We start from the raw sequence: 24,369 nt of genomic DNA, 5'->3' as shown, positions 1-24,369 counted from the left end.
GGTGTTCAGAACCTCTCCGACGCCCGCCGGGCGTCCGCATAAACGTCGATCTTGTGGTCGAGCACGGCGAGGGTGTCCCGAAGCTCCTCGATCCGCGCCCGTACGGCACGACGGGTCTCCTCCAGCAGCTCCTGGCGCGCCTCGAAGGTGTGCTCGCCCTCGCGCACCAGTTCCGCGTACCGCACCATGTCGGCGACCGGCATCCCGGTCAGCCGCAGCTTGCCGACGAGCGCCAGCCAGTCCAGGTCCCGGTTGCGGAACCGTCGCTGACCGGTGTGCGACCGGTCCACGTGCGGCATCAGGCCGATCCGCTCGTACCAGCGCAGGGTGTGCGCGGTGAGCCCGGTCACCTGGGCCACCTCGCTGATCGTGTAGTGGTCACGGCCCTCGGGCAGGGGATGCCCGCCGCCGGGGCCGCAAGTGAGCGGCGCCCGCTCCGAGTCGGCCGGTATCCGTACGGGACTGCTGTCGATCACCGTCATGGCCTCCACGCTAGGACCTTGGAGTGCACTCGAAGCAAGCGGATACCTGGGACAGTTTGCACTCCACGGCCTGGGGGCCGGGCAGCCACCGCCCTGTCGGCGTTGGCACCGCCCCGCCCTGTCGGCACTTCCGCCCCCCCGCCTTGCGGACACTGGTGCCGCCCCGCCCTGTGGGCACTGGTGCCGCCCTGAAGGGGCGGGACGGGTGGGCAAAGGGCGGCCCCCCTCGCCGCGGGCCACCCCTCGTTCGGCTTGCTCGTGTGCCGGGATACTCGCCGAACCTCGGCGGCAGCGAGGTTGCGCGATCGCGGAGGGGCGTGCTCCGCGTGGGGCCGCCCCCTTGCCCACCCGCCCCCAAGCTCTCCACTTCGTTCGAGCAGGGGGGACCCCCGCCAAGCTCTTAAGGAGCAGGGGAGACCCCACTGCCCCCCCGGGGGGGCGGCCCCGCTGCCCAAGAGGGCTCGGGGGTCGGCGGCGCCAGCCCGGGACCAAGGGGGCTCGGGGCTGGGGGCGTCAGCCGCGACCACGGGGGCTGGGGCGGCGGCCCCGCAGTGACCAAGGGGAGCCAGGGGCGGCGGCAGTCGGAAAGCCCCGTTCCCGTTCCGGTTAGGCTCGGGGCATGCAGAGCGTGACGATGATCGAGTCCTGGCCCGTCCCCACGGCCGCCGCAGCCGTCGTACGGGCCGACGGCACCGTCCTCGCCACCCACGGCCCGACGGGGCACCGCTTCCCCCTCGCCTCCGTCTCCAAGCCCCTCGGCGCCTACGCGGCCCTGGTGGCGTACGAGGAGGGCGCGATCGAGCTCGACGAGCCCGCAGGGCCCCCCGGCTCCACCGTCCGCCATCTACTCGCCCACACCAGCGGCCTCGCCTACGACGAGCCCCGCGTCACCTCCGAGCCCGCCGCCCGGCGCCTCTACTCCAACGCCGGCTTCGACGCGCTCGGCGACCACATCGCCAAGGCCACCGAGATCCCGTTCCCCGACTACCTCCGTCAGGCGGTCCTCGAACCCCTCGGCATGTCCGCCACCACCATGGACGGCTCCCCCGCCAGGGACGGCGTCTCCACGGTCGACGACCTCGCCCGCTTCGCCGCCGAGCTCCAGGCCCCCCGCCTCCTGGACCCCCGCACCGTCGCCGAGGCCACCCTCACCGTCCACTACCCCTCCACCAAGGGCGTCCTCCCCGGCTTCGGCCACCAGAACCCCAACGACTGGGGCCTCGGCTTCGAGATCCGCGACTCCAAGTCCCCCCACTGGACGGGTGGTTCGGCCTCCCCGCGCACCTTCGGCCACTTCGGCCAGTCCGGTACGTTCCTGATGGTCGACCCCGACGCGGGGATCGCGATCGTGGCCCTCACCGACCGCGCCTTCGGCCCGTGGGCGGCGGAGGCCTGGCCGCCCTTCATCGACGCGGTACTGGCGGAGGCACGCACCGCCTGAGCCGGGCCAGGGCTCGTTCCGCACGGTGGAGAGCGTCCGCCGACCCCTTCGGATACCCTCCCACCCGACGACCGGCACACAGTCCAACGGGTGGGAAAGAAGATGCACGAAGGTCAGGCGACAGGCGGACAGTTCCACCCGCTGGAGGAGAACGACCCCCGTACGGTGGCGAGCTACCGCATCGCCGCGCGGCTCGGGGCCGGTGGGATGGGGCAGGTGTACCTGTCGTACACGCCCGGGGGCCATCCGATCGCCGTCAAGGTGATCCGGCCGGAGCTGGGTGAGGATCCCGGGTTCCGGCAGCGGTTCCGGCTGGAGGTGCAGGCGGCGCAGCGGGTGCAGGGGCTGTACACCGCGCCCGTCATCGACTTCGACACCGAGGGCGGCCGGCCGTGGCTGGCGACGGCCTACGTGCCCGGGCCCTCGCTCGCGGTGGCCGTCGCCGAGCACGGCGGATTCCCGGTGGCGACCGTACTGCGGCTGCTCGCCGGGATGGCGGAGGCACTGAAGGTCATCCACGGCGCGGGCATCGTGCACCGGGACCTCAAGCCCGCGAACGTACTGCTGGCGTCGGACGGGCCGCGCGTCATCGACTTCGGGATCGCGCGGGCGGCCGACGCGACCGCGCTGACGGGGACGGGTGTCACGATCGGGACGCCCGCCTTCATGTCGCCGGAGCAGGCGGCGGGCAAGGAGGTCGGTCCGGCGTCGGACATCTTCGCGCTGGGGCAGGTGGGGGTGTACGCGGCTCTCGGCAACACGGCGTACGGAGAGGGCAATTCGCATGCCGTGCTGTACCGGATCGTGCACGAGGAACCCGATCTGACCGGCCTGCCCGAGGAGCTGGGGTTCCTGGCGCGCTGCCTGGCGAAGGACCCGGCGCAGCGTCCCGAGCCCGCCGAGATCATCGAACTGTGCCGGGCCGCCTCGGCCACCCCGCTCAGCCAGCACGGGAGCTGGCTGCCGGAGCGGATGTCCGAGGACATCGAGATGCGGACGCGGGCCTCGGCACAGATGCTGACGTCGATGTCGGCGAAGGCGGAACCTTCCGAGACGTCCGACGGATCACCGGCGTCCGTGGCGAGTGCGCCGACCGCCCCCGGCGACCTCTCCACGCCGCCGGCCGCGGCCCCGGCTGCGCCCGCCGCTCCCCCGACCCCGCCAGGACTCGCACACCATCCGACGGCTGCGGCCGCCGCTGCGCACACGCCGCCGCCGTACCCCGGCACCTACCCGGGTGCCACCCAGGCTCCCCAGACGGGCGGGCCCGCCTACCCCGGTACGTATCCCGGGCAGCACCCCACCCCGCCCCCGCCGCACAGCCTGCACGCCGCTCCCTACCCGCAGCAGCCCCAGCCCGGCTGGGCGCCGCAGCCGCCGCCGAAGAAGAAGATGGGCGGCGGGGCCATCGCGCTCATCGTCATCGCCGCGGTGCTGCTGCCGGTCGGCGGCTGCGCCGCGTTCCTCGCGAGCATGGCGACCGACGCCGCCAAGAAGAACCGGAGCAGCAGTTCCGCGTCCGCGGGCGCCACCGGTTCCGCCGGGAGCGACGGCAAGCAGCGCCCCGACCCCAAGCCCGTCACGTACAAGGGCGTGAACCTGACGAACGACTACTACATCCGGTTCGCCGACTCCCCGCCCAAGCCCATCAGCTCCAGCGACGCCGCCTACGAGGACGACGCGGACTTCTACTACTGGAGCAACGAGCGCTACCTGGGCAGCAGGGACAAGAAGATCTCCCTCCTGAACAACTCCCAGAAGGGCTCCCTCCGGACCTGCCGCGACGAGACCCGCTTCACCGAGCGCCTCACCATCGGCCAGGTCTCCTCCGGTTCGCAGATCTGCGTCCACACGGAGTCGGGCCACATCGGCCTGGTCACCTTCCGCGGCAGGTCCGCCGAGTCCGACCCCAGCGACTACGTCACCGTGGACCTCACGCTGTGGCGCAACGCCGAGGAGCCCGCCAGGTCCGGCTACTGACCGCCCGCCAGCTCCCACACGAGGACCTCGGCAGCGGTCACGGCCGCCAGCTCCAGTCCGGCCTCCAGGTCGGCCCGCACCGAGTCCCCGGGACCCAACTCCTCGCCCCCGCACGCCACTTGGCCTCGTACGACATGGAGGTAGGCGGTCTCCGGCACCGGCATCCGCTCCCCCGGTCCCGGCCGCCGCACGTGCAGCACCGCGCCCGCCGCGGGCACTGCGTACGGGGTGGCGTCGGCGATCTGGCGCACCAGCTCGTAGGCCGGGTCGCCGCCCGGCGTGCGCGGGGCGAGCCACATCTGGACGAAGACGAGCGGCGCGTCCCCCGCGTTGCGCTCGACGTGCCGCACCCCGTCCGCCGCGCTCAGGTGCTGGACGTCGCCGGGGCCTACGACCGTGGTGTGACCTGCGGAGTCGCGGTGCGTCAGCTCGCCCTCGACCACCCAGGTGACGATCTCGGTGTGGCTGTGCGGGTGTTCGTCGAAGCCCGCGCCGGGGGCGAGCCGCTCCTCGTTGCAGGCCAGGACGGGGCCGAAGCGGAGGTTTTCGGGATCGTAGAAGTGGCCGAAGGAGAAGGCGTGCAGGGACTCGATGCCGGTGGCCGGGTCGCCGCCGCGATAGCGGTCCGTGGCGCGTCGTACGGATATCACGGGACCACGGTAGCCCCGGCACATGCCCCGGCACACGGGGTCGGCCGCCGGATAAGGCAGTCTTGTCCCCGTGCCCCGACCCGAGCCAGACCAGCAGCCCCTGCAGCAGCCCGAGCCCGTGGCGCCCGCCGCCCATCCGCACTCCGCGACTCTCAAGCGGCTGGAGCGGTCCTCCGGCAGCCTCGCCGCGAGCGCCATCGCGCGCATGGACGAGACGCTGCCCTGGTACCGGGCGATGCCGCCCGAGAACCGGTCGTGGATCGGCCTGGTCGCCCAGGCAGGCATCGCGGCGTTCACGGAGTGGTTCCGGCATCCGGAGACTCCGCAGGCGATCTCGACCGACGTCTTCGGGACCGCGCCGCGCGAGCTGACGCGGGCGATCACCCTGCGCCAGACCGTCGAGATGGTGCGTACGACGATCGAGGTCATGGAGTCGGCGATCGAGGAGGTCGCCGCTCCCGGCGACGAGTCGGTGCTGCGGGAGGCGCTGCTCGTCTACGCGCGGGAGATCGCCTTCGCGACCGCCCAGGTGTACGCGCAGGCGGCGGAGGCGCGCGGGGCCTGGGACGCCCGTCTCGAATCGCTGGTCGTGAACGCCGTGCTGTCCGGGGAGGCCGACGAGGGGGCCGTGTCCCGGGCCGCCGCCCTCGGCTGGAATTCGCCGGAGCACGTCTGTGTCGTCCTGGGCCCCGCCCCCGACGGCGACTCCGAGCTGACGGTGGAGGCGATCCGGCGGGCCGCGCGCCACGCCAAGCTCCAGGTGCTGACCGGAGTGCTCGGCTCGCGGCTGGTCGTCATCGCGGGCGGCAACGACAATCCGCTGCACGTCGCGAAGGCGCTGATCGGGCCGTACGCGGCCGGGCCCGTGGTCGCGGGGCCCATCGTGCCGGACCTCCTCGCGGCGACGAAGTCCGCGCAGGCGGCAGCCGCCGGGCTCAAGGCGTGCACCGCCTGGCAGGACGCACCGCGGCCCGTCCTGGCGGACGATCTGCTGCCGGAGCGGGCGATCGCCTCCGACCCTGCTGCCAGGGACCAGTTGGTGGAGGAGATCTACAGACCGCTGGAGGAGGCCGGCTCCGCGCTCCTGGAGACGCTGAGCGTCTATCTGGAGCAGGCGAGCAGTCTCGAAGGGGCCGCGCGGATGCTCTTCGTGCACCCCAATACCGTGCGCTACCGGCTGCGACGTGTGACGGACGTCACCGGCTGGTCACCGTCCGATGTCCGGTCGGCCTTCACGCTTCGTATCGCTCTGATCCTGGGGCGCCTGGCCGACGGTGACTCTCCGGCCTAGACTTTTGTTGGATACAAACAATTCCCCCGACGGTTCTTCGTCCCAGTCCCCACGGGCAGAAGACGCCGCCCACAAGAGAGAGTGTGAGGGTGCTCGTACTCGTCGCTCCCGGCCAAGGCGCTCAGACGCCCGGCTTCCTGACCCCCTGGCTCGACCTTCCCGGCGCTGCCGACCGCATTGCGGCCTGGTCCGACGCCATCGGGCTCGACCTTGCCCACTACGGCACGAAGGCCGACGCCGACGCCATCCGTGACACCGCCGTCGCCCAGCCGCTGCTGGTCGCCGCCGGTCTGCTCTCGGCGTCCGCGCTCGGTGACATCTCCCGCGTCGGCGCCGTCGCCGGGCACAGCGTCGGTGAGATCACCGCCGCCGTGTTCGCGGGCGTACTGGCCGAGGACGCCGCGCTCCGTTTCGTACGGACGCGTGGACTCGGCATGGCGGAGGCCGCCGCCGTCACCGAGACGGGCATGGCCGCCCTGCTCGGCGGCGATCCCGAGGTGACGATCCCTCACCTGGAGCGGCTCGGCCTGACTCCGGCGAACGTGAACGGCGCCGGCCAGATCGTCGCCGCCGGCACCGCCGAGCAGATCGCCGCCCTGGAGGCGGACAAGCCGGAGGGCGTGCGCCGCGTCGTGGCCCTGAAGGTCGCGGGCGCGTTCCACACCTCGCACATGGCCCCGGCGGTCGCCGAACTCGGCAAGGCCGCCCAGGACCTGACGGTGTCCGACCCCACCCTGACGTACGTCTCGAACGCCGACGGCAAGTCCGTTGCCGCCGGCTCCGAGGTCGTCTCGCGCCTGGTCAGCCAGGTCTCCAACCCGGTCCGCTGGGACCTGTGCATGGAGACCTTCCAGGAGCTGGGTGCGACCGCGATGGTCGAGGTCTGCCCCGGCGGCACGCTCGTCGGGCTGGCCAAGCGCGCCATGCCCGGCGTCAAGACCCTCGCGCTCAAGACCCCCGACGACCTCGACGCGGCCCGCGCGCTCCTCGCCGAGCACGCGGGCGCGTAAGGAGCGAGCAGCATGTCGAAGATCAAGCCCAGCAAGGGCGCCCCGTACGCACGCATCCTCGGTGTCGGCGGCTACCGCCCCACCCGGGTCGTGCCCAACGAGGTGATCCTCGAAAAGATCGACTCGTCCGACGAGTGGATCCGCTCGCGCTCCGGCATCGCCACCCGCCACTGGGCCTCCGACGAGGAGTCCGTGGCGATGATGTCGATCGAGGCGTCGGGCAAGGCCATCGCCGACGCCGGGATCTCTCCCGAGCAGATCGGCTCGGTGATCGTCTCCACCGTCTCGCACTTCAAGCAGACCCCCGCCGTCGCGACGGAGATCGCGCACAAGATCGGCGCCGGCCGCCCGGCCGCCTTCGACATCTCCGCCGGCTGCGCGGGCTTCGGCTACGGCCTGACCCTCGCCAAGGGCATGATCGTCGAGGGTTCTGCCGAATACGTGCTGGTCATCGGCGTGGAGCGGCTCAGCGACCTCACCGACCTGGAGGACCGCGCGACGGCCTTCCTGTTCGGTGACGGCGCGGGCGCGGTCGTCGTGGGGCCCTCCGACGAGCCGCACATCGGCCCGACCGTGTGGGGTTCCGAGGGCGACAAGTCCGAGACGATCAAGCAGACGGTCTCCTGGGACAGGTTCCACGTCGGCGACGTCTCCGAACTGCCCCTGGACAGCGCGGGCGAGATCAAGTTCCCGGCCATCACGCAGGAGGGCCAGGCGGTGTTCCGCTGGGCCGTCTTCGAGATGGCGAAGGTCGCCCAGCAGGCGCTGGACGCGGCCGGGATCTCCGCCGACGACCTGGACGTCTTCATTCCGCACCAGGCCAACATGCGGATCATCGACTCGATGGTGAAGACTCTCAAGCTGCCGGAGCACGTCACGGTCGCCCGTGACATCGAGACCACCGGCAACACCTCGGCCGCCTCGATCCCGCTCGCGATGGAGCGGCTCCTGGCGACCGGTCAGGCGAAGAGCGGGGACACCGCCCTCGTCATCGGCTTCGGGGCGGGTCTCGTGTACGCCGCTACGGTCGTTACCCTCCCCTAGGGCACTTGTCGCTTCATACCCGACACCGCCCGCACCCTCTGATTCACATACACCGAAGGAGCGCCACCATGGCCGCCACGCAGGAAGAGATCCTCAAGGGTCTCGCCGAGATCGTCAACGAGATCGCCGGGATCCCCGTCGAGGACGTCGAGCTGGACAAGTCCTTCACCGACGACCTGGACGTCGACTCGCTGTCCATGGTCGAGGTCGTCGTCGCCGCCGAAGAGCGCTTCGAGGTGAAGATCCCGGACGAGGACGTCAAGAACCTCAAGACGGTCGGCGACGCCGCCGCCTACATCCTGAAGCACCAGGGCTGATCAGGCCTGTAGCGCTGCACTCGCCACCCGGCGGTGGCGCCGTGAACACTTCCCCCTCTACACGTGGAGAAAGAATTCCTGTGAGCCCGACCAATCGCACCGTGGTCGTCACCGGTATCGGCGCAACAACCCCGCTGGGTGGCGACGCCGCATCGACCTGGGAAGGTCTGCTGGCCGGCCGGTCCGGCGTCCGCCCCCTGGAGGGCGAGCGCTTCGCCGAGCTGCCCGTGCGCATCGCCGCGCAGGCGGCGGTGGACCCGTCCGAGGTCCTGCCCCGCCCGCTCGCCCGCAAGCTGGACCGCTCCGCGCAGTTCGCGATCATCGCGGCCCGCGAGGCGTGGGCCGACGCCGGTTTCACCGCGAAGGCCGGTGAGGACCAGAACATCGCCCCCGAGCGCCTCGGCGCGGTCGTGTCCTCCGGCATCGGCGGCATCACCACCCTGCTCGACCAGTACGACGTGCTGAAGGAGAAGGGCGTACGCCGCGTCTCCCCGCACACCGTCCCCATGCTCATGCCGAACGGCCCCTCGGCCAACGTCGGCCTGGAGATGGGCGCCCAGGCGGGCGTGCACTCCGTGGTCAGCGCGTGCGCGTCGGGCGCCGAGGCCGTCGGCTACGCGATCGAGATGATCCGCTCCGGCCGCGCCGACGTCGTCATCGCCGGTGGTACGGAAGCGACGATCCACCCGCTCCCGATCGCCGCCTTCGCCAACATGATGGCGATGTCGAAGAACAACGACGATCCCGAGAAGGCCTCCCGCCCCTACGACACCGGCCGGGACGGCTTCGTCCTCGGCGAGGGCGCCGGCATCGTCATCCTGGAATCGGCGGAGCACGCCGCCGCACGCGGCGCCAAGGTCTACTGCGAGGCCATCGGCCAGGGCCTGTCCTCGGACGCCCACCACATCGCGCAGCCGGAGCCGACGGGCCGCGGCATCGCCGCCGCCCTCCAGCAGCTGCTCGACGCGACGGGCCTCGCCCCGTCCGAGATCATGCACCTCAACGCGCACGCGACGTCCACCCCGCAGGGCGACGTCGCCGAGATCAAGGCGCTGCGCAAGGTCCTGGGCGACGACCTGGACCACGTCGCGGTCTCCGCCACCAAGTCGATGACGGGTCACCTCCTGGGCGGTGCGGGCGGCATCGAGACGGTCGCCACCGTCCTCGCCCTGTACCACCGGACGGCCCCGCCGACCATCAACGTCGACGACCTCGACCCGGAGGCGGCGGAGGCGGACATCGTCCGCGACAAGCCGCGTGCGCTGCCGGCCGAGGGCACGATCGCGGCGATCAACAACTCGTTCGGGTTCGGCGGCCACAACGTGGTGCTGGCGTTCCGGACGGTCTGAGTCTTTCGTACGTACGCAGATGGCCCGCCCCTCGTGCGAGGGGCGGGCCATCTGCTTTTGGGGGCGCGGGGAACTGCGCGACCAGCCACCACACACCCGCGGAGAACTACACCACCTGGTGGAGCCAGCGGACCGGGGCTCCCTCGCCCGCGTAGCGGAACGGTTCCAGCTCGTCGTCCCACGGCTTGCCGAGCAGACTGGAGACCTCCGCCTCCAGATCGCTCTCACCCCGTACGGAGCGCGCGAGCGCCGCCCGCAGCCGGTCCTCGGGGATGAGGATGTCGCCGTGCATGCCCGTCACCGCGTGGAAGATCCCGAGCGCCGGCGTCGAGCTGTACCGCTCGCCCTCCGCCGTCGGACAGGGTTCCGCGGTCACCTCGAAGCGCAGCATCTCCCAGCCGCGCAGGGCGGACGCGAGTTTGGAGGCCGTACCCGGCCTGCCCTGCCAGGAGAATTCGGATCTCCAGGTGCCGGGCGCCGCCGGCTGCCTGATCCAGTCGAGACCGACGCGCACACCGAGTACGGAACCCACTGCCCATTCGACGTGGGGGCACATCGCGCGCGGTGCGGAGTGGACGTAGAGAACTCCACGTGTCGTCACCGGGACCTCCTGCTGTGTGGGTCGAGGTTCGCCAACACCTGCGGCCTCGTGCTCCCTGGCCATTCGGTCGAGGTGACGCACCTGGCCGGCTCCCGAGGTTGTCAACAGTAAACAGCATCAGGAGTGAATCTCATGAAAAGGGACAGTATGTGACGTCATGTAATTTACCGGTACCACTCGGACGGGGTGCCGGAGGGTGGGCGCTGTCGTGCTGCTGCTGCGGTGCGCCGTGGGGAAAAGCTACCGTGCGGCGTGCGCCGGGGTGTGACGTACTGTCGGTCCGGGAGCGGGGAAATACCGGGGTTTCCGGGCTTTTCGGAGGGAAGCGGAGCATGCGGAACGGCAGTGGGAACGGGCGGGGGCGCGACCGCCGTTCACGTGCGGGGGCGGCGGCGCTGGCAGTGCTGATGCTCGGCGGGGCGGCCGGCTGCGGCGGGGGCGGCGAGGGGCCTTCGGGGCCCGCCACGAAGGCTGCGGGGCGGCCGACGCCGAAACCCACTCCCACGTGGGACCGTTCGCCGTCCTCGCTCGTTGCCGTCGGCGATTCGATAACACGTGGGTTCGACGCGTGTTCGGTACTGGCGGACTGCCCGGAGGCGTCCTGGGCGACCGGCACGGACGCCGCGGTGAACAGCCTGGCGCGGCGGCTGCTGGGCGCCCGGGGCGCGGCGGAGCGCAGCTGGAACGTGGCGGTGTCCGGGTCGCGCATCTCCGACCTGCCGCAGCAGATGGAACGGGCCGTGGAGCACCGGCCGGAACTGGTCACGGTGATGACCGGCGCCAACGACGCGTGCCGCAGCTCGGTGCGGGACATGACGCCGGTCGCGGACTTCCGCACCTCGTTCGAGTCGGCCCTGCGGACGCTCCGCGCCGAACTGCCCAGGACGCAGGTGTACGTGGCGAGCGTGCCGGACCTCAAGAGGCTGTGGTCGCAGGGCCGGGGCAATCCGCTCGGCAAGCAGGTGTGGAAGCTGGGGATCTGCCAGTCGATGCTCGGTGACGCGGACGCGATGGACGAGCGGGCGATGACACGGCGCGACACGGTGCGGGAGCGGGTGGTGTCGTACAACCGCGTGCTCGCGGACGTGTGCGCCAAGGACGCGAAGTGCCGGTTCGACGGGGGCGCGGTCTTCAACTACGCGTTCACCGGAACGCAGCTGAGCCCCTGGGACTGGTTCCATCCCAGCAGGGACGGGCAGGGGCGGCTGGCGGAGATGGCTTATCGGGGAGTGGCGGGGGCGAACGCGGGCGGATAGGGCGGAAGTGCGTTCCGCTGTACGCGACTGTGCGGGTGCGTAGCCGAGTGCGCGTGCGTAGGCAGGTACGGGTGCGGGTGTGTAGCGCTTCGTGCGGGTGCGTCGTGGCTGGTCGCGCAGTTCCCCGCGCCCCTAAATGCTTGCCCCCGCCCCCGGGGGGGGCGGGTGGGCAAGGGGGCGGCCCCCCACGCGGGGCGCGCCCCCTCCGTGACCGCTGCCCTATCGCTGCAGCGCCGCCGACACCCTCCGGTCCGCGATCGACCGGCCGACCTGGACCTCGTACGAACCCTTCACCAGCGACCAGGAACCGGCCGCCTCGTCCCAGATCTCGAACGCCCTGCGCGGCAGCTCGATCGCGACCTCGACCACCTCACCCGCCGCAGCCGTCACGCTTGCGAACCCCGCCAGCCACCGCCCCGGCCGCTCGGCCGTGTCGGCGACCGGCGCCAGGTACGCCTGGACGACCTCGCGACCGGGCCGCGTGCCCGTGTTGCGGACGCGGACCGTGGCGGTCGTGCCCGACACCGTCACCGACTCGTACTCCCACGTCGTGTAGCCGAGCCCGTGCCCGAAGGCGTAGGCAGGAGCCACACCCGCCTTCTCCCACGCCCGGTACCCGATGAACACACCCTCGGCGTAAGGGAGTTCACCGTCCACCGGCACGACATCCGTCACCGGCACGTCCGCGAAGGACACCGGCCAGGTGGTGGGGAGGCGGCCTCCCGGCTCCTCCGCGCCCAGGAGCACGTCGGCCAGTGCCGCGCCGCCCTCCTGGCCGGGGAACCAGGTGAGGAGCACCGCCGCGACCTCCTCGCGCCACGGCATCTCCACCGGCGAGCCGGAGTTGACGACAACGACGGTGCGGGGGTTGGCGGCGGCGACCGCGTGCACCAAGTCGTTCTGGCGGCCGGGGAGTTCGAGGTCCTTGCGGTCGAAGCCCTCGGACTCGACGCGGTCGGTGGTGGCGACCACGACCACCGCGGTGTCCGCCGTACGGGCTGCCGCCACGGCCTCCGCGATCAGCTCGTCCGCGTCGCGCTGCGGGCCGAGGTGGGTGAGCGAGAACATGACGGCCTGGATCGGCGCGCCGGTGTTCCTGTCGAGGGTGTGGGTGAGGGAGACCTCGACCGGCACGCCCTCGGTCAGCGTGGCCCGGCCGCGCTCCTGCGGCGCGCCGAAGAACGCCTCGAAGGGGTCCGCACCCTCACTCATCCGCTGGACGCCGTCGAAGAGGGTCTCGCCCGCGACCTTGAGGGTGTACGCCCCCAGGCCCCGCGTGCCGAAGACGTGTCCGCCGTCCTCGCGCGGCGTGAAGGTGCCGGTGACCTCGATGCTGTGCAGGTTCTCGTGGGTGGCGCCCTCGGGGAGGTCGTCGCCGATCCACTGCACCTGGCCGCCCGGCAGGGAGCCCTCGCCGACGACGTTGCCCGCCTCGTCGCGGCAGACCGCGCGCAGCTCGAAGCCCCTGTCGGCGACGGCGAGTTCGTCGCTCGGATCGGCGCCGAGCGTGAAGGTGAGGGCGTCGGCGGGGAGGGCGTCACGGAGACCGTCGAGCGGGGAGACGACGCGCTCGGGGAAGACGGTCGCGGAGCCGCCGCCGAGGACCCGGGCATCGCGGGCGGCGGCGCCGACGAGGGCCACCGTGCCGGTGCGGGCCGGGTCGAGGGGCAGGACTCCGCCCTCGTTGCGTACGAGGACGAAGGCGCGGTGGGCGACCTCGCGGGCGAGCGCCTGGCCGTCGATCGCGGCGGGGAGCGCGGGCTCGGGGACGACCGGCGGGGCGCCGTCGAGAATGCCGACGCGGGCGGCGAGCCGCAGCACGTTGCGTACCGCCTCGTCGACCACGGACTCCTCGACGTCACCGGCGCGGACGGCCCCGGCGAGCGCCTCGCCGTACACGGTCTGCGGGCCCGGCATGGCGACGTCGAGGCCGCCCTCGATGTCGCCCTTGGTGGAGCGGGCCGCCATCCAGTCGGAGACGATCGCGCCGTCGAAGCCCCACTCGCCGCGCAGCACCTCGTTCTGGAGGTGGTGGTGCTCCGACATGGTGGTGCCGTTGACCGAGTTGTAGGCGCACATGATGCCCCACGGGTGGGCGTTCTCGACGATCGCCTCGAAGGGGGCGAGGTAGAGCTCGCGCAGCGGGCGCGGGGCGATGACGTTGTCGACGGTGAAGCGGTCGGTCTCGGCGTCGTTGGCGACGAAGTGCTTGACGGTGGTGCCGACACCGCCGTCCTGGACGCCGTTCACGTAACCGGAACCGATCGCTCCGGTGAGGTACGGGTCCTCGGAGTACGCCTCGAAGTGCCGGCCGCCGAGCGGCGAGCGGTGCAGGTTCACGGTCGGGGCGAGGAGGACGTGCACGGACTTGCGGCGGGCCTCCTGGGCGAGGAGACGGCCGGCCCGGCGGGCCAGTTCCGGGTCCCACGTCGCGGCGAGCGCGGTCGGGGACGGGAGGGCGATCGACGGGTCGTCGGCGGTCCAGCGGACGCCGCGCACCCCGATCGGGCCGTCGGAGAAGACCAGCGACCCCAGTCCGATCCCGGGAAGTGCGGGCAGCGACCACATGTCCTGGCCGGCCAGCAGCCGGGCCTTGGCGTCGAGGTCGAGCTTGCCGAGTGCGGCACTGACGACGTCCTCGCGGACCTGGTCGTCATGGGTGTTGCGGGTGGTGGGCTCGCCTGCCACGGCCGTACCTCCTCATTGAGATCTGCTGTCGCCCCATAGTTACTCCGTCCACCTGTAATTCGGTAGGCTTCGTTATCTCTTCGTGATTTTTGCGGATGGCGTACCGTCCTGACCGGCAAGATCACAACGGCAGCGCCCAGGGGAAGGGACACCGGCATGGCCAGGGCAAGGGCAAGGAGCGAGGAGCGTCGGGCGGAGATCCTGCGGGCCGCCTTCGAGGTGATCGCCGAGCGCGGTTACCGCGGGGCGTCGCTGGCATCGGTGGCCGAGCGCGTGGGCCTGACCCAGCAGGGTCTGCTGCACTACTTCCCGACCAAGGACGCGCTGCTCGTCGCCGTGCTGGAGGAGCGGGACCAGTGGGACACCGGCGGCGCGCTCAGCCCCGAGTCGTGGCGCCTGGACCTGATGGACTCCCTGGTCGAGTACAACGCGATGCGCCCGGGCGTCGTCCAGACCTTCTCCGCCCTGCTCGGTGAGAGCGTCACCGACGGGCACCCGGCCCGGGACTTCTTCACCCACCGCTACCAGGCCGTGCGCGGCGGAATGGCGGGGGCGCTGCGCGCCGAGTTCGGTGAGCGGCTGCCGAGCGGGCTCACCCCGGAACAGGCGGCTCCGCTGCTGGTGGCCGTGATGGACGGGCTCCAGTACCAGTGGCTGCTGGACCCGGAGTCGGTGGACATGCCGGGGTCGTTCCGCCACTTCCTGGCGCTGCTGCGACAGCCGCAGCAGCGCCCGTAGCGGTACGCGCAGTTCCGGTCACTGCACCTCTGCCGACGCACTCGTCACGGTGTCCCCTTCCGTCACCCCCGCCCCGGCTCCGATACTGGGCGGGACCTTCGGCCCGGCGACCCCGGGACCCGGAACCACGGAAGGACCCGGCGTGCGACGACCCCCACACCCGCGAGGTGCCCGGCGGCGGTTGACCGCCCTGACGCTCTCCGCACTCGCCTGCACCACCGTCCTGGCCACCCTCGCGGTCCAGACCCCGGCGCACGCCGGATCCGCCCTCGCCGCGGCGGCCCCCGCGAGCGCCCCGACCGTCGAGGAACAGCGGCTGGCCGGGGACGTGCCCCAGGAGATCCTGCGGCGCAGCGGATTCGACGCGGTGGCGCCGGAGTTCGCCCGTGCGCTCCGGCGGGCGGGTTCCTACCGGGCGGCCGAGCGGGCCGTCGCAGAGGACGGGGCGAAGCTGTGGCGGCGGGCGGTCGACCGGGCACAGGGCCGGGGGCCCGCACGCGGCGACCTGAGCCGGGGCGACGACCGCCCGCTGTACTGGGCCCGCCTGGCAATGACCGGCGAACTCCGCTCCTGGGCACCGGGGTTCGGGCTCTCCGACCGGAACAGGGACCGTCTCCTTGAGCGCCTGGAGCGGTCCTCGCGCGGGCAGGACGGCATCAGCTTCCCCGGGCACTGCGCCGGCGTCGGCTCCCGTCCCGACGCGGGACTCGACGCCGGCCTCGACGCCGGTCCCGACGCGCGGTCCAAGGGCCTGAAGCGGGTACTGGTGACAGGCTTCGACCCGTTCACGCTGGACCGCGACATCCGGATCGGCAATCCGTCGGGGGCCACCGCCCTCGCACTGGACGGCACCGTGATCCGTACCGCCGACGGACGGCTCGCCCGTGTCGAGACGGCCGTCTTCCCGGTCCGCTGGGACGACTTCGCCTCCGGCGAGGTGGAGCGTGCGCTGCGCCCGCACCTCCCCCACGTCGACCTGTTCACCACCATCAGCCAGGGCCGGGCGGGCCGCTTCGACGTCGAGCGGTTCAACGGGGCGTGGCGGGGCGGCTTCGGCGACAACCTGAACGTCGGGCGGACCGGGCCCGTCCCCGTCTCCGATCCTGCCTCGCAGCCCCAGTGGACGCGGACGTCCCTCCCGTACGCACGCATCGTCGCGGCGCGCACCGGCCCGTTCCCGGTGTACGACAACACCTCGGTGACGGAGGTCCCGGCGGGCGGGGCCGGGGCCGTGGTGCGGCCGGACGGGCCCACACCGGGCTCGGCGGCGCGGGCCGGGGGCGGCGGCGACTACCTCTCCAACGAGATCGCCTACCGGGCGACCCTGCTGCGCGACCGGCTCGGACTGAAGACCCCGGGCGGCCATCTGCACACGCCGGTGCTGGAGTTCGACGAGGCGAACCGCACGGAGATCACCGATCCGGTGTTCGTGAAGAACCGGTCGGACATCGTCGCGCAGATCCGGGAGATCCTGCGGGTGGCGGCGGCCGAGTAGCCTCCGCCCACCGGCTGGTGGGGCTCAGCGGGCGAGACCCAGTGTCACTCCGAGCCCCACCAGCACCGATCCGATCCCCCGGTTCAGCGCCTTCTGGCGGCGCAGCATCGCGCTGCGCAGCCTGCTGTCGGAGAAGAACAGCGCGACGAGTCCGAACCACCCGAAGTGCGCGACCGACATGAAGAGCCCGTAGCCCGCCTGCTGCCAGAGCGCCGTCTCCGGGCCCACGACCTGCGTGAACGTCGACACGACGAAGAGGGTCGTCTTCGGGTTGAGGACGTTGGTGAGGAAGCCGGTGCGCAGGGCGCCGAGCGGCGAGAGGGTGTGCTTCGCGCCGTTCTCCAGGTCGACGTCCAGGTCGTTCTTCGCGAAGAAGGTCCGCAGCCCGATGTAGACGAGGTAGGCCGCGCCGAGCAGCTTGATCGCCGTGAAGAGGGCGGTCGACGAGGCGATCAGCAGCCCCACGCCGAGCATGGTGTACGTGACGTGGACCAGCACGCCTGCCGCGACCCCGGCCGCCCCGAGCAGGCCCGTCGCACGGCCGTAGAGGTAGCTGTTGCGGACGACCATGGCGAAGTCCGCGCCGGGGCTGATGACGGCGAGGAGGGTGATCACTGCGACGGCTGTCACTTCGGTCATGGGATGATCGTCCGCCCCGGCACCCCGCCGATCAAGGCCTTTCCGGATGCTGGAACAATCCGACCCCATGCGTATCGCCGTCTCCCAGCTCACGTCCCGCCCCGCCGATGTCGCGGGCAACGCCGCCGCCCTGGCGGATCTCGTACGGGAGGCGGGTGCGGCCGGAGCGCAGATCGCCGTCTTCCCCGAACTGGCCGTGCCCGGCTACGAGTTGGCCTCGCTGGCAGCCGATCCCACCCTCTGGACGGCCCCCGACGACCCGCGTCTGGACCCGGTCCGGGACGCCTGCCGGGCGGCCGGCACCGCGGCCGTGGTGAACTGCGCGGCCGACGGGCTGCTGATGAGTCACGTGTACGGGCCGGGCGGCGAGCTGCTGGCCCGGTACGCGAAGCAGCACCTGCACACCGGTGAGGACGAGGTCTTCCGCGCGGGCACCACGGACGGCCGCTTCGAGCTGGACGGCGTCCGCTTCGCCCTCGCCACCTGCTTCGACAACCACTTCCCCGAGATCGCGGAACGCGCCGCAGCCGACAACTGCACGGTGTACCTGGCGAGTTCGCTGTACGGCCGGGGCAACGGCGAGCGCGAGATCGCCGCCGTGTACCCCGCCCTGGCGAAGGACTTCGGCCTGTACGTGGCCCTGGCCAACCACGTCGGGCAGGCCGGCCCGTACGACACGTGCGGACGCAGTGCGGTGTGGGGTCCTGACGGTGCGTTGCTGGCGCAGGCCGACGGGCGGACGCCGGGCCTCACCCTGGCCGACGTACCGTCTACCGCCCCCCGGCGATGACCGGCGCGCCGCCGCCGTTCTCGCTGTCGCTCCCGTCGTCCACGGACGGCTCGCCCAGCAGGTCGCGGGCCATCAGCGTCGCACCGGCGACCGCACCCGGCATCAGGAACACCGCCACGAACGGCACCAGGTAGGCGAGGGTCAGCGGCACGCCGAAGCCGAGCACCAGCGAGCGGCGGCTGCGCAACAGGGCGAGGCGCTCCTTGAGTTCGATGCCACGGCGCTGGAGGGCGACGGCGGTCAGCTCCTCGGTGAGGAAGTAGCCGGAGACGCAGAAGCCGAGGACGGGCACGACGGTCTGCCCGATCACCGGAATGAAGCCGCAGGCGAAGAGAACGACCCCGTAGAACAGGACGCGCAGCAGCACCCGGACGCTGTCGCGCGCCGAGATCCACAGCTCGCGCATCAGCGAGAGCCCGGACTCGGGGGCGGTGCCGTCGGGCGAGCGGGACTTGTCCACGCGCTCCGACAGCGCCTCGTAGAACGGCTGCCCGACGAGGAGCGTCACGGCGGTGAAGGTGATCACGGCGAGGAAGAGCGCCAGCGCGAAGAGGAGGACGCGCAGCAGCCCCCGGAAGATCGTCAGCCAGGTCTCGCCCCACCCGTCCGCGAACGGGGTCGCCCACGCGACGAAATCGTCCGACCAGGCGACGAGGCCGAACAGCGCGGCGGCGTACAGCACGAGCGTCACGAGACCGGGCAGCAGCCCGAGGCCGTAGCTGCGGCCGTGCTGCGTCATCCACCGCTGGCCCTTGGCCAAGTACTTGAAGCCCACCCCGAGATCGCTCATGGCCACAACCCTATGGGGCGTACCTGCGGCCGTTCCTGCGGGCCCGGGGCTGCAACCTCGCTAGGCTGCCCGCTCCGGGCAGGTGGCGACGGGGACGGGCGGGGTGGCGATGGGTCGGCGGGCAAGAGCCCGGGCGGGCACGGCGGCGCGGGTGGTGGCGGGTGTCTGCACGGTGGTGGTGGCCGCCCTCAGCAGTGGGTGCGGCTCCCCGTCGGACGGTGAGAGAGACGCGCACGGCCCCGCGGCGTCCGAAGTCACCGTCGTACGCGGGGAGGAGACGTACCCGCTCACGGTCAGGGTCACGAAGTGGGAGATCCTGCCGCCGGAGCGGGAAACCTTGAAGTCCAGCGTGCACTTCACCTATCGCACGGCGCTGACCGGGCCCCTGCCGGAACCCGCCGTGAAACTCGCGGTGTGTGCGGTGGACTCGCAGGAGATCGTGCTGCTGTGCGACAGCATCGGCGTGTACGGCGGAGCCAACGGCTCACGGACGGCCGCGCAGAGCGCACGGCTCGGCCCCGACACGGTCTTCGACCTGGCGGACACGGCCCGTGTCGTCCTCCTCCCCGACCAGCTGAAGTCCGACCCCGGCGACGACTACCGCCCGCCCTTCGCGCCGGAGCAGGGAGAGCGGATGCGCATGCGGTGAGCCCTTCGGGAGGGGCGCCGGGGACGCCGTGCGATCATGCGGTGGATCCGGGGGCGACAGGGGGAGATTCGGCGTGGGTACGGGTGGGGAGCAGGACGGCTCGTCGGTTTCCGACGAGGAGTGGGAGCGGTTTCTCCGGGACTCGGTGAACGGGGTGCCGGACGCGCCCAAGGAGCCGTCCGCGCGGGCCCGGGTGGTGACACGGCGGCTGCGCGAGCAGCCCGCGGACCCGGCGGCGTGGCGGGCGCACTCGCCGGCCCGACCACGGCGCATCAGGGCCTGGCACGTGGTCGGACTGCTGGCCGCACTGGCTCTGCTGGTCGTGGCGTTGGTGCCGGGGACGCTCGCCGGATGGTTCGGCGGCGGGAGTGCGGATCAGAGCCCGCTCGCCGCGGAGTCGGCGCGGCCGTCCGAGGCGCCGCCCGGGGGCTCGGCCCGACGGGGCACCCTGGACGACCCGTTCCGGGGTTCGCCCGCCGCGCGCTGGGCGGACGGCACGGCCGGAATCACCGTGCCCGCCGCCCGGGCCACGGGGTGGATGAGTACGGCCCAGGTCGCGGAAGCCCTCGACCGGACCCGGGACTTCCTCGCCGCGTCCCACCTCGATCCGGGCGTACTGCGCGGCGCGCACCCCACGAGGGCGACCGCACTGATCAACCCGCAGCAGAGCGACGTGCAGGACTTCCTGAGCAAGGCGTTCCGCTCGCCGAGCAAGGAGAACGACCCGCTGCTGCTCTTCAGCCGGTTCGACCAGGAGCGGGCGCGGCTCGTCGGGGACGTGATCAGGACGCGGGGACGGATCACCTACCGGGAGGGCGAGCGCGGGGCCCTCCGGGTGAGCACCGATGTCACCTACGTGTACCCGGTGGTGCGGGCGGCGGCGGGCAGCACCGAGGTCGTACGGACGATCGTGCGGCGCGAGGTGGTGCTGAGCTGGGACGACCCCGCCAAGGTGCGGACCTCGCCCGGGACCTTCTCCCTCGTCTCGTACAAGGTGAACATGACCAACGGCGGCTGTGGCAGCAACATCGCCTACTTCCGCCCGGAGTTCGGGCCCGCCGCGACGAGCGGCGGACCCGAGCTCGACCCGTACGACCGCAGCGGGCCGGTAACCGCGGGCTCGGGCGAGGGATGCGCCGGCGCAACCAGGTCCTAGGGGTGGGGGGAGTTGCCGGGCGTGGCGGGCGGGCAAGCCATAACCCCTTGTTCTCAAGGGGGTTGAGACGGTAGACCCCTGCGTACCGATCTTCCGCCCCACTCCGGAGGTACGTTCGCGCATGGGTCCCACCCGACACCGCATACCCAGACCTGTTCTCGTCTCCATCGCCGCACTCGCCGGTGCCGCACTGCTCGCGCCCGCTCCGGCCGCCGCCCGGCCCGGCCCCGGGGGCAAGGGGGACGGGCCGCACCACCGTGGAGGCGTCCCGGTGGCGCAGGAGTTGAAGGAGGGGGCGGCGGCGAAGGGCTCCGCCGGTTCCGCCGCGCGGGCTCTCGACAGCGGGGCGCCGGAGCTTCGGCACGGCCGGGGTGGGTACCCCCGGCGGACCGCGCTCACCGTGCCCGCGCCCAACCCCGCCGACAAGTCGATCAAGCTCGGGCTCACCCCGTACCACTCCATCGCCCCGAAGCTGAACTCCCTCCAGAAGCTGGGGGACCGGGTGAGTGTGGAAGTGGCCGGGAAGTCGGCCGGCGGGCACGACCTGTACCTGGTCACCGTGACCGCGCCCGAGAGCGCGAAGCAGTCGCGTGAGCAGGAGCGGATGCGGGAGCGGATCGAGAACGAGCCCGCATCCGCCGCCAAGGACCGGCGGATCAAGGACGCGTACAAGACGCCCGTCTTCATCAACAACAACATTCACGGGAACGAGTGGGAGGGGACGGACGCCTCCCTGAAGCTCATCGAAGAGCTGGCGAAGGCGAACGACGCCAAGACGGCCCGCCTCCTCGCGCAGAACCGGATCTACATCAATGTGACGGCCAACCCCGACGGGCGCATCGCCGGCACCCGGCCGAACTCCAACGGGTTCGACATCAACCGCGACTTCATCACGGCCACGCAGCCCGAGGCCCGTGCGATCCGGCAGATCGCCATCGACAAGCAGCCCGCGGTCATGCTCGACATGCACGGGTATGTGAACGGGACGCTGATCGAGCCCACCACCCCGCCGCACGGCGAGAACTACGAGTACGACCTCTTCCTGAAGAACAGCTACGCCAATGCGCTGGGCATGGAGAAGGCCGTCAACGGCCTCGGGTACACGCCCGCCAAGGACGGCGTGGACCCCGTGATCATTCCCTTCCGGGACCAGAAGGAGGGCTGGGACGACTGGCCGCCCGTCTTCACCCCGCAGTACATGCCCTTCCAGGGCGCGGTCGCCACGCACACCATCGAGATCCCGCTGCAGGTCAACAACGAGGAGTACGACTCGCAGCCGGAGGCGGAGCTGCGCCGCCGGTCGGCCGTCAACACGGACATCGCGGGTGCCGCCATCAAGGCGGCCCTCCACTACACCTCCACGAACCGTACTTCGGTGATCGCCGACCAGATCGAGACGTTCCGGCGCGGTGCGGCCGGGGCCGAGCAGGTGCCGGTCTCCGAGGAGACCGTGCCGGGTGTGCCGGGGATCGGGCCCGAGGACGTCTACACGACCGAGTTCCCGAGCGCTTATGTGATTCCGGGCGGGAGCGGGCAGCGGTCCGCCGTGGCCGCCGCGCGGCTCGTGGACCATCTCGTCGCCAACGACGTGTCGGTGGAGCGGGCGCTGCGCGGGTTCCGGCTCGGCGGGAAGAGCTATCCGGCCGGGTCGTACGTCGTCGACATGATGCAGCCCAAGCGCGGCCTGGCGAATGTGATTCTGGCCGAGGGGCGGGACATCAGCGCGGACGTCTCCGCGATGTACGACATCTCCGGGTGGAGCCTCGGGCTGCTGTGGGGGGCGAGCGTCGACAAGGTGAAGTCCGGGAAGGTCGACGTTCCGGGCCGGACCGTGCACGCCGCTTCGGCGACCGGGTACGTCGCACCGTGGGGCGATCTGCGGCTGCGGCTCGACGACCCCAAGGAAGTGACCGCGCTCAACTCCCTCCTCGCGGACGGCGTGAAGGTGCGGCGGGCCGCCGACGGGACCGCCGTCGTGCCGGGCTCCGCGCGCGGGAAGGCCGTACGACTGGCGGACCGGTACGGAGTCGCGTTCCATGCCACGCGGGCCAAGGGCGTCGCACCGATCGCACGCACCCGGGTCGCCGCCGCCGTCTCCCCCGGTGAGCTGTTCTCGCTGCGCGAGATGGGCTTCGACGTGACGCCCGTGTCCACGGACGTGCTCAACGCGGGATTCGGGTGGAAGGGCGTCGACACCCTGTACGTGTCGGCGGACCTGGAGTACGGGAAGCTGAAGCCTGCCGCGAAGGCGGGGCTCGACGGCTTCCTCAAGGAGCACGGGCTGGTCGGGCTCGGCGGCGACGGTGCCAAGCTCAACGCGGACGCCGGGCTCATCGCCGCGAAGGCCGTCCACGGCAACGGCGACGCGAACGGCGTCGTGAAGGTGGACAACGCGTCGGCCAGCCCCGTCACCGCCGGAGCGCCCGCGCACACCTTCGTCTTCTCGCCCACCTGGTTCACGGGGCTCGGGAAGGGTGTCAGGGCCGACCAGTCGTACGCGAAGGCGGGCGGCAATCCGCTCGTGTCCGGGCACTGGCGTGCGGGCGAGGACGGCAGGGGCGGGCCGCAGGACGCCGCCGGACAGCCGTCCGTCGTCAGCGGCACGTCCGCGCACGGCACGAGCGTCGTGCTGTTCGGTACGCAGCCGCTGTTCCGTGCGCACCCGAAGGGCGAGTTCGCGCAGGTCGCGCGGGCCCTGTACGTAACGTCCCGATGAAATGGACAGCCGGGTCCGGAATAGCTCGCGGCGACGGGTGCTTGACCCCCGTGCAGGCAAGTGCAGGTACCAAGCACCACCATCGGGGAGTTGATCAGCATGAGCGGGATCGAAGTCGAGGGAACCGTCGCCGCGGGCTACGAGGACGTCCGCGAGGAGTTCGCGGCAGCACTCGACAACCCGGACGAGGGTCGGGGCCACTCCGCCCAACTCGCCGCCTACGTGCGCGGCGAGCTGGTCGTGGACATCTGGGGCGGCCCGCAGATCGAGGCCGATTCACTGACTCCGGTCTATTCGTCGACGAAGGGCGCCGTCTACCTGGTGGTGGCCCTGCTGGTGCAGGACGGGATACTCGACCTGGACCGTGAAGTGGCCCACTACTGGCCGGAGTTCGGGGTGCACGGGAAGGACCGGCTGACGGTGCGCGAGCTTCTCGCGCACCGGTCCGGGGTGGTCGGCGCGGACACCGGGTTCACCGCCGAGGAGCTGGCCGACGACCGGGCGATCGCGGAACGCCTGGCCGGACAGCGCCCGTACTGGCGGCCCGGCACCGCCGTCGGCTATCACGCGTACGTCATCGGCGCGCTCGCCGGTGAGGTGGTGCGGCGGGTCACCGGGCGGACGATCCAGGAGATCTACGAGGAGCGGGTCCGCGCCCCGTACGGTCTCGACTTCTTCGTCGGGCTGCCGGACCCGGAGGCCGGGCGGGTGCTGGACACCCTGCCGATGGCGCCGACCGTCGCCCAGCAGGCGGAGATCGCCGCGAACCCGGGCGGTCGGCACTCCCTCACCGGCATCGCCTTCAACCTGAATGCCGAGAAGCCCACCGACATCGTCGAGGCGGGCAATTCGTACGCCCTGCGGGCAGGCGGCCAGCTGTCGTTCGGCGGTGTCGGCTCCGCGCGCGGGCTCGCCGGGATGTACCGGGCGATCCTCGGCGACGGCCTGGAGCAGGGTGCGCTGCTGACCCCGGACACCCTCGCCGAGTTCGGGCAGATCCAGTCCGACGGCGCCGACCTGGTGGGCGGCAGCCGGTCGGTGTTCGCGGTGGGCTTCGGGGCGTTGTCCGCCGAGAAGTACCCGGTGCTCGGCCACGGGACGATCGGGCACAGCGGGGCGGCCGGCTCCCAGGCGTTCGCCGACCCTCGCAACCGGATCGCGTACGGCTACAACCGCCGCCTGTTCGCCTACCCGGGCGGGGCCGCGCCCGAGAACGTACACCTGGTGCGGGCGCTGGTGCGGGCCGCGACGGCGTAACGGCGCACGCGGAAGGGGCCGCACCCGGAA

Annotated in this window: 21 protein-coding genes; 15 read left to right on the top strand and 6 right to left on the bottom strand. The window is 72.0% G+C overall.

Annotation, left to right across the window (positions count from 1 at the left end; translation table 11 throughout):
• Positions 1 to 5: 5 nt before the first annotated feature.
• Entirely contained in the window at positions 6 to 482 is a 477-nt protein-coding gene (locus tag ACWGIG_RS11015; protein ID WP_453321240.1) for a MerR family transcriptional regulator, read from the bottom strand.
• A gap of 619 nt (positions 483 to 1,101) precedes the next feature.
• Here ACWGIG_RS11015 and ACWGIG_RS11010 point away from each other — a divergent pair.
• Complete coding sequence (locus ACWGIG_RS11010; protein ID WP_453321239.1) at positions 1,102 to 1,923, top strand: serine hydrolase domain-containing protein; 822 nt, start codon at positions 1,102 to 1,104, stop codon at positions 1,921 to 1,923.
• Between the two features lie 102 nt (positions 1,924 to 2,025).
• Positions 2,026 to 3,903, top strand: coding sequence for a serine/threonine-protein kinase (locus ACWGIG_RS11005; protein ID WP_453321255.1), 1,878 nt, complete (start codon positions 2,026 to 2,028; stop codon positions 3,901 to 3,903).
• On the opposite strand, the gene ACWGIG_RS11000 is transcribed toward ACWGIG_RS11005, so the two are convergent.
• Entirely contained in the window at positions 3,897 to 4,553 is a 657-nt protein-coding gene (locus tag ACWGIG_RS11000) for a pirin family protein (RefSeq protein WP_453321238.1), read from the bottom strand. The two genes, ACWGIG_RS11005 and ACWGIG_RS11000, sit on opposite strands and share 7 nt — an antisense overlap.
• A 100-nt stretch (positions 4,554 to 4,653) precedes the next feature.
• Between ACWGIG_RS11000 and ACWGIG_RS10995 the strand changes: the two genes are divergently transcribed.
• The 5 genes from ACWGIG_RS10995 to fabF all read left to right on the top strand — a co-directional run bounded on the left by ACWGIG_RS10995 (position 4,654) and on the right by fabF (position 9,564).
• Positions 4,654 to 5,844, top strand: coding sequence for a PucR family transcriptional regulator (locus ACWGIG_RS10995; protein WP_453321254.1), 1,191 nt, complete (start codon positions 4,654 to 4,656; stop codon positions 5,842 to 5,844).
• Between the two features lie 89 nt (positions 5,845 to 5,933).
• On the top strand, positions 5,934 to 6,854 hold the full coding sequence (locus ACWGIG_RS10990; protein ID WP_453321237.1) for an ACP S-malonyltransferase: 921 nt from the start codon (positions 5,934 to 5,936) through the stop codon (positions 6,852 to 6,854).
• 12 nt (positions 6,855 to 6,866) lie between these two features.
• Positions 6,867 to 7,898, top strand: coding sequence for a beta-ketoacyl-ACP synthase 3 (locus ACWGIG_RS10985; protein ID WP_453321236.1), 1,032 nt, complete (start codon positions 6,867 to 6,869; stop codon positions 7,896 to 7,898).
• Positions 7,899 to 7,966: 68 nt separating this feature from the next.
• A complete protein-coding gene (locus ACWGIG_RS10980; RefSeq protein WP_453321235.1) occupies positions 7,967 to 8,215 on the top strand; it encodes an acyl carrier protein in 249 nt (82 codons plus the stop codon).
• A gap of 80 nt (positions 8,216 to 8,295) precedes the next feature.
• On the top strand, positions 8,296 to 9,564 hold the full coding sequence (gene fabF / locus ACWGIG_RS10975; RefSeq protein ID WP_453321234.1) for a beta-ketoacyl-ACP synthase II: 1,269 nt from the start codon (positions 8,296 to 8,298) through the stop codon (positions 9,562 to 9,564).
• A gap of 106 nt (positions 9,565 to 9,670) precedes the next feature.
• On the opposite strand, the gene ACWGIG_RS10970 is transcribed toward fabF, so the two are convergent.
• Entirely contained in the window at positions 9,671 to 10,165 is a 495-nt protein-coding gene (locus ACWGIG_RS10970; RefSeq protein WP_453321233.1) for a DUF3145 domain-containing protein, read from the bottom strand.
• A 332-nt stretch (positions 10,166 to 10,497) separates the two neighbouring features.
• Here ACWGIG_RS10970 and ACWGIG_RS10965 point away from each other — a divergent pair, with 332 nt between their 5' ends.
• Positions 10,498 to 11,421: an SGNH/GDSL hydrolase family protein gene (locus ACWGIG_RS10965; protein WP_453321232.1), complete on the top strand. Its 924-nt coding sequence runs from the start codon at positions 10,498 to 10,500 to the stop codon at positions 11,419 to 11,421.
• A 219-nt stretch (positions 11,422 to 11,640) separates the two neighbouring features.
• Here the strand turns inward: ACWGIG_RS10965 and ACWGIG_RS10960 are convergent, their stop codons facing one another.
• Positions 11,641 to 14,109 carry a beta-glucosidase gene (locus tag ACWGIG_RS10960; protein ID WP_453321231.1) on the bottom strand — a complete coding sequence of 823 codons (2,469 nt, stop codon included), beginning with the start codon at positions 14,107 to 14,109 and terminating at the stop codon, positions 11,641 to 11,643.
• Positions 14,110 to 14,265: 156 nt separating this feature from the next.
• Here ACWGIG_RS10960 and ACWGIG_RS10955 point away from each other — a divergent pair, with 156 nt between their 5' ends.
• Positions 14,266 to 14,847, top strand: coding sequence for a TetR/AcrR family transcriptional regulator (locus tag ACWGIG_RS10955; protein WP_453321230.1), 582 nt, complete (start codon positions 14,266 to 14,268; stop codon positions 14,845 to 14,847).
• 181 nt (positions 14,848 to 15,028) lie between these two features.
• On the top strand, positions 15,029 to 16,342 hold the full coding sequence (locus ACWGIG_RS10950) for a pyroglutamyl peptidase (RefSeq protein WP_453321229.1): 1,314 nt from the start codon (positions 15,029 to 15,031) through the stop codon (positions 16,340 to 16,342).
• 24 nt (positions 16,343 to 16,366) lie between these two features.
• Here the strand turns inward: ACWGIG_RS10950 and ACWGIG_RS10945 are convergent, their stop codons facing one another.
• Positions 16,367 to 16,981 carry a LysE family transporter gene (locus tag ACWGIG_RS10945; protein WP_453321228.1) on the bottom strand — a complete coding sequence of 205 codons (615 nt, stop codon included), beginning with the start codon at positions 16,979 to 16,981 and terminating at the stop codon, positions 16,367 to 16,369.
• A gap of 67 nt (positions 16,982 to 17,048) precedes the next feature.
• Here ACWGIG_RS10945 and ACWGIG_RS10940 point away from each other — a divergent pair, with 67 nt between their 5' ends.
• On the top strand, positions 17,049 to 17,771 hold the full coding sequence (locus ACWGIG_RS10940; protein ID WP_453321227.1) for a carbon-nitrogen hydrolase family protein: 723 nt from the start codon (positions 17,049 to 17,051) through the stop codon (positions 17,769 to 17,771).
• On the opposite strand, the gene ACWGIG_RS10935 is transcribed toward ACWGIG_RS10940, so the two are convergent.
• On the bottom strand, positions 17,752 to 18,561 hold the full coding sequence (locus ACWGIG_RS10935; RefSeq protein WP_453321226.1) for an EI24 domain-containing protein: 810 nt from the start codon (positions 18,559 to 18,561) through the stop codon (positions 17,752 to 17,754). The two genes, ACWGIG_RS10940 and ACWGIG_RS10935, sit on opposite strands and share 20 nt — an antisense overlap.
• An 82-nt stretch (positions 18,562 to 18,643) precedes the next feature.
• Here ACWGIG_RS10935 and ACWGIG_RS10930 point away from each other — a divergent pair, with 82 nt between their 5' ends.
• The 4 genes from ACWGIG_RS10930 to ACWGIG_RS10915 all read left to right on the top strand — a co-directional run bounded on the left by ACWGIG_RS10930 (position 18,644) and on the right by ACWGIG_RS10915 (position 24,339).
• Complete coding sequence (locus tag ACWGIG_RS10930) at positions 18,644 to 19,210, top strand: hypothetical protein (RefSeq protein WP_453321225.1); 567 nt, start codon at positions 18,644 to 18,646, stop codon at positions 19,208 to 19,210.
• 73 nt (positions 19,211 to 19,283) lie between these two features.
• Positions 19,284 to 20,366, top strand: coding sequence for a hypothetical protein (locus ACWGIG_RS10925; RefSeq protein WP_453321224.1), 1,083 nt, complete (start codon positions 19,284 to 19,286; stop codon positions 20,364 to 20,366).
• A 121-nt stretch (positions 20,367 to 20,487) separates the two neighbouring features.
• Entirely contained in the window at positions 20,488 to 23,082 is a 2,595-nt protein-coding gene (locus tag ACWGIG_RS10920) for a M14 family zinc carboxypeptidase (RefSeq protein WP_453321223.1), read from the top strand.
• Between the two features lie 99 nt (positions 23,083 to 23,181).
• On the top strand, positions 23,182 to 24,339 hold the full coding sequence (locus ACWGIG_RS10915; RefSeq protein ID WP_453321222.1) for a serine hydrolase domain-containing protein: 1,158 nt from the start codon (positions 23,182 to 23,184) through the stop codon (positions 24,337 to 24,339).
• Positions 24,340 to 24,369 lie beyond the last annotated feature (30 nt).

Source organism: Streptomyces sp. NPDC054863 (genome assembly GCF_053610825.1).
The sequence above is the reverse complement of the archived record's forward strand: the minus strand, read 5'-3'. Positions and strand labels throughout refer to the sequence as shown.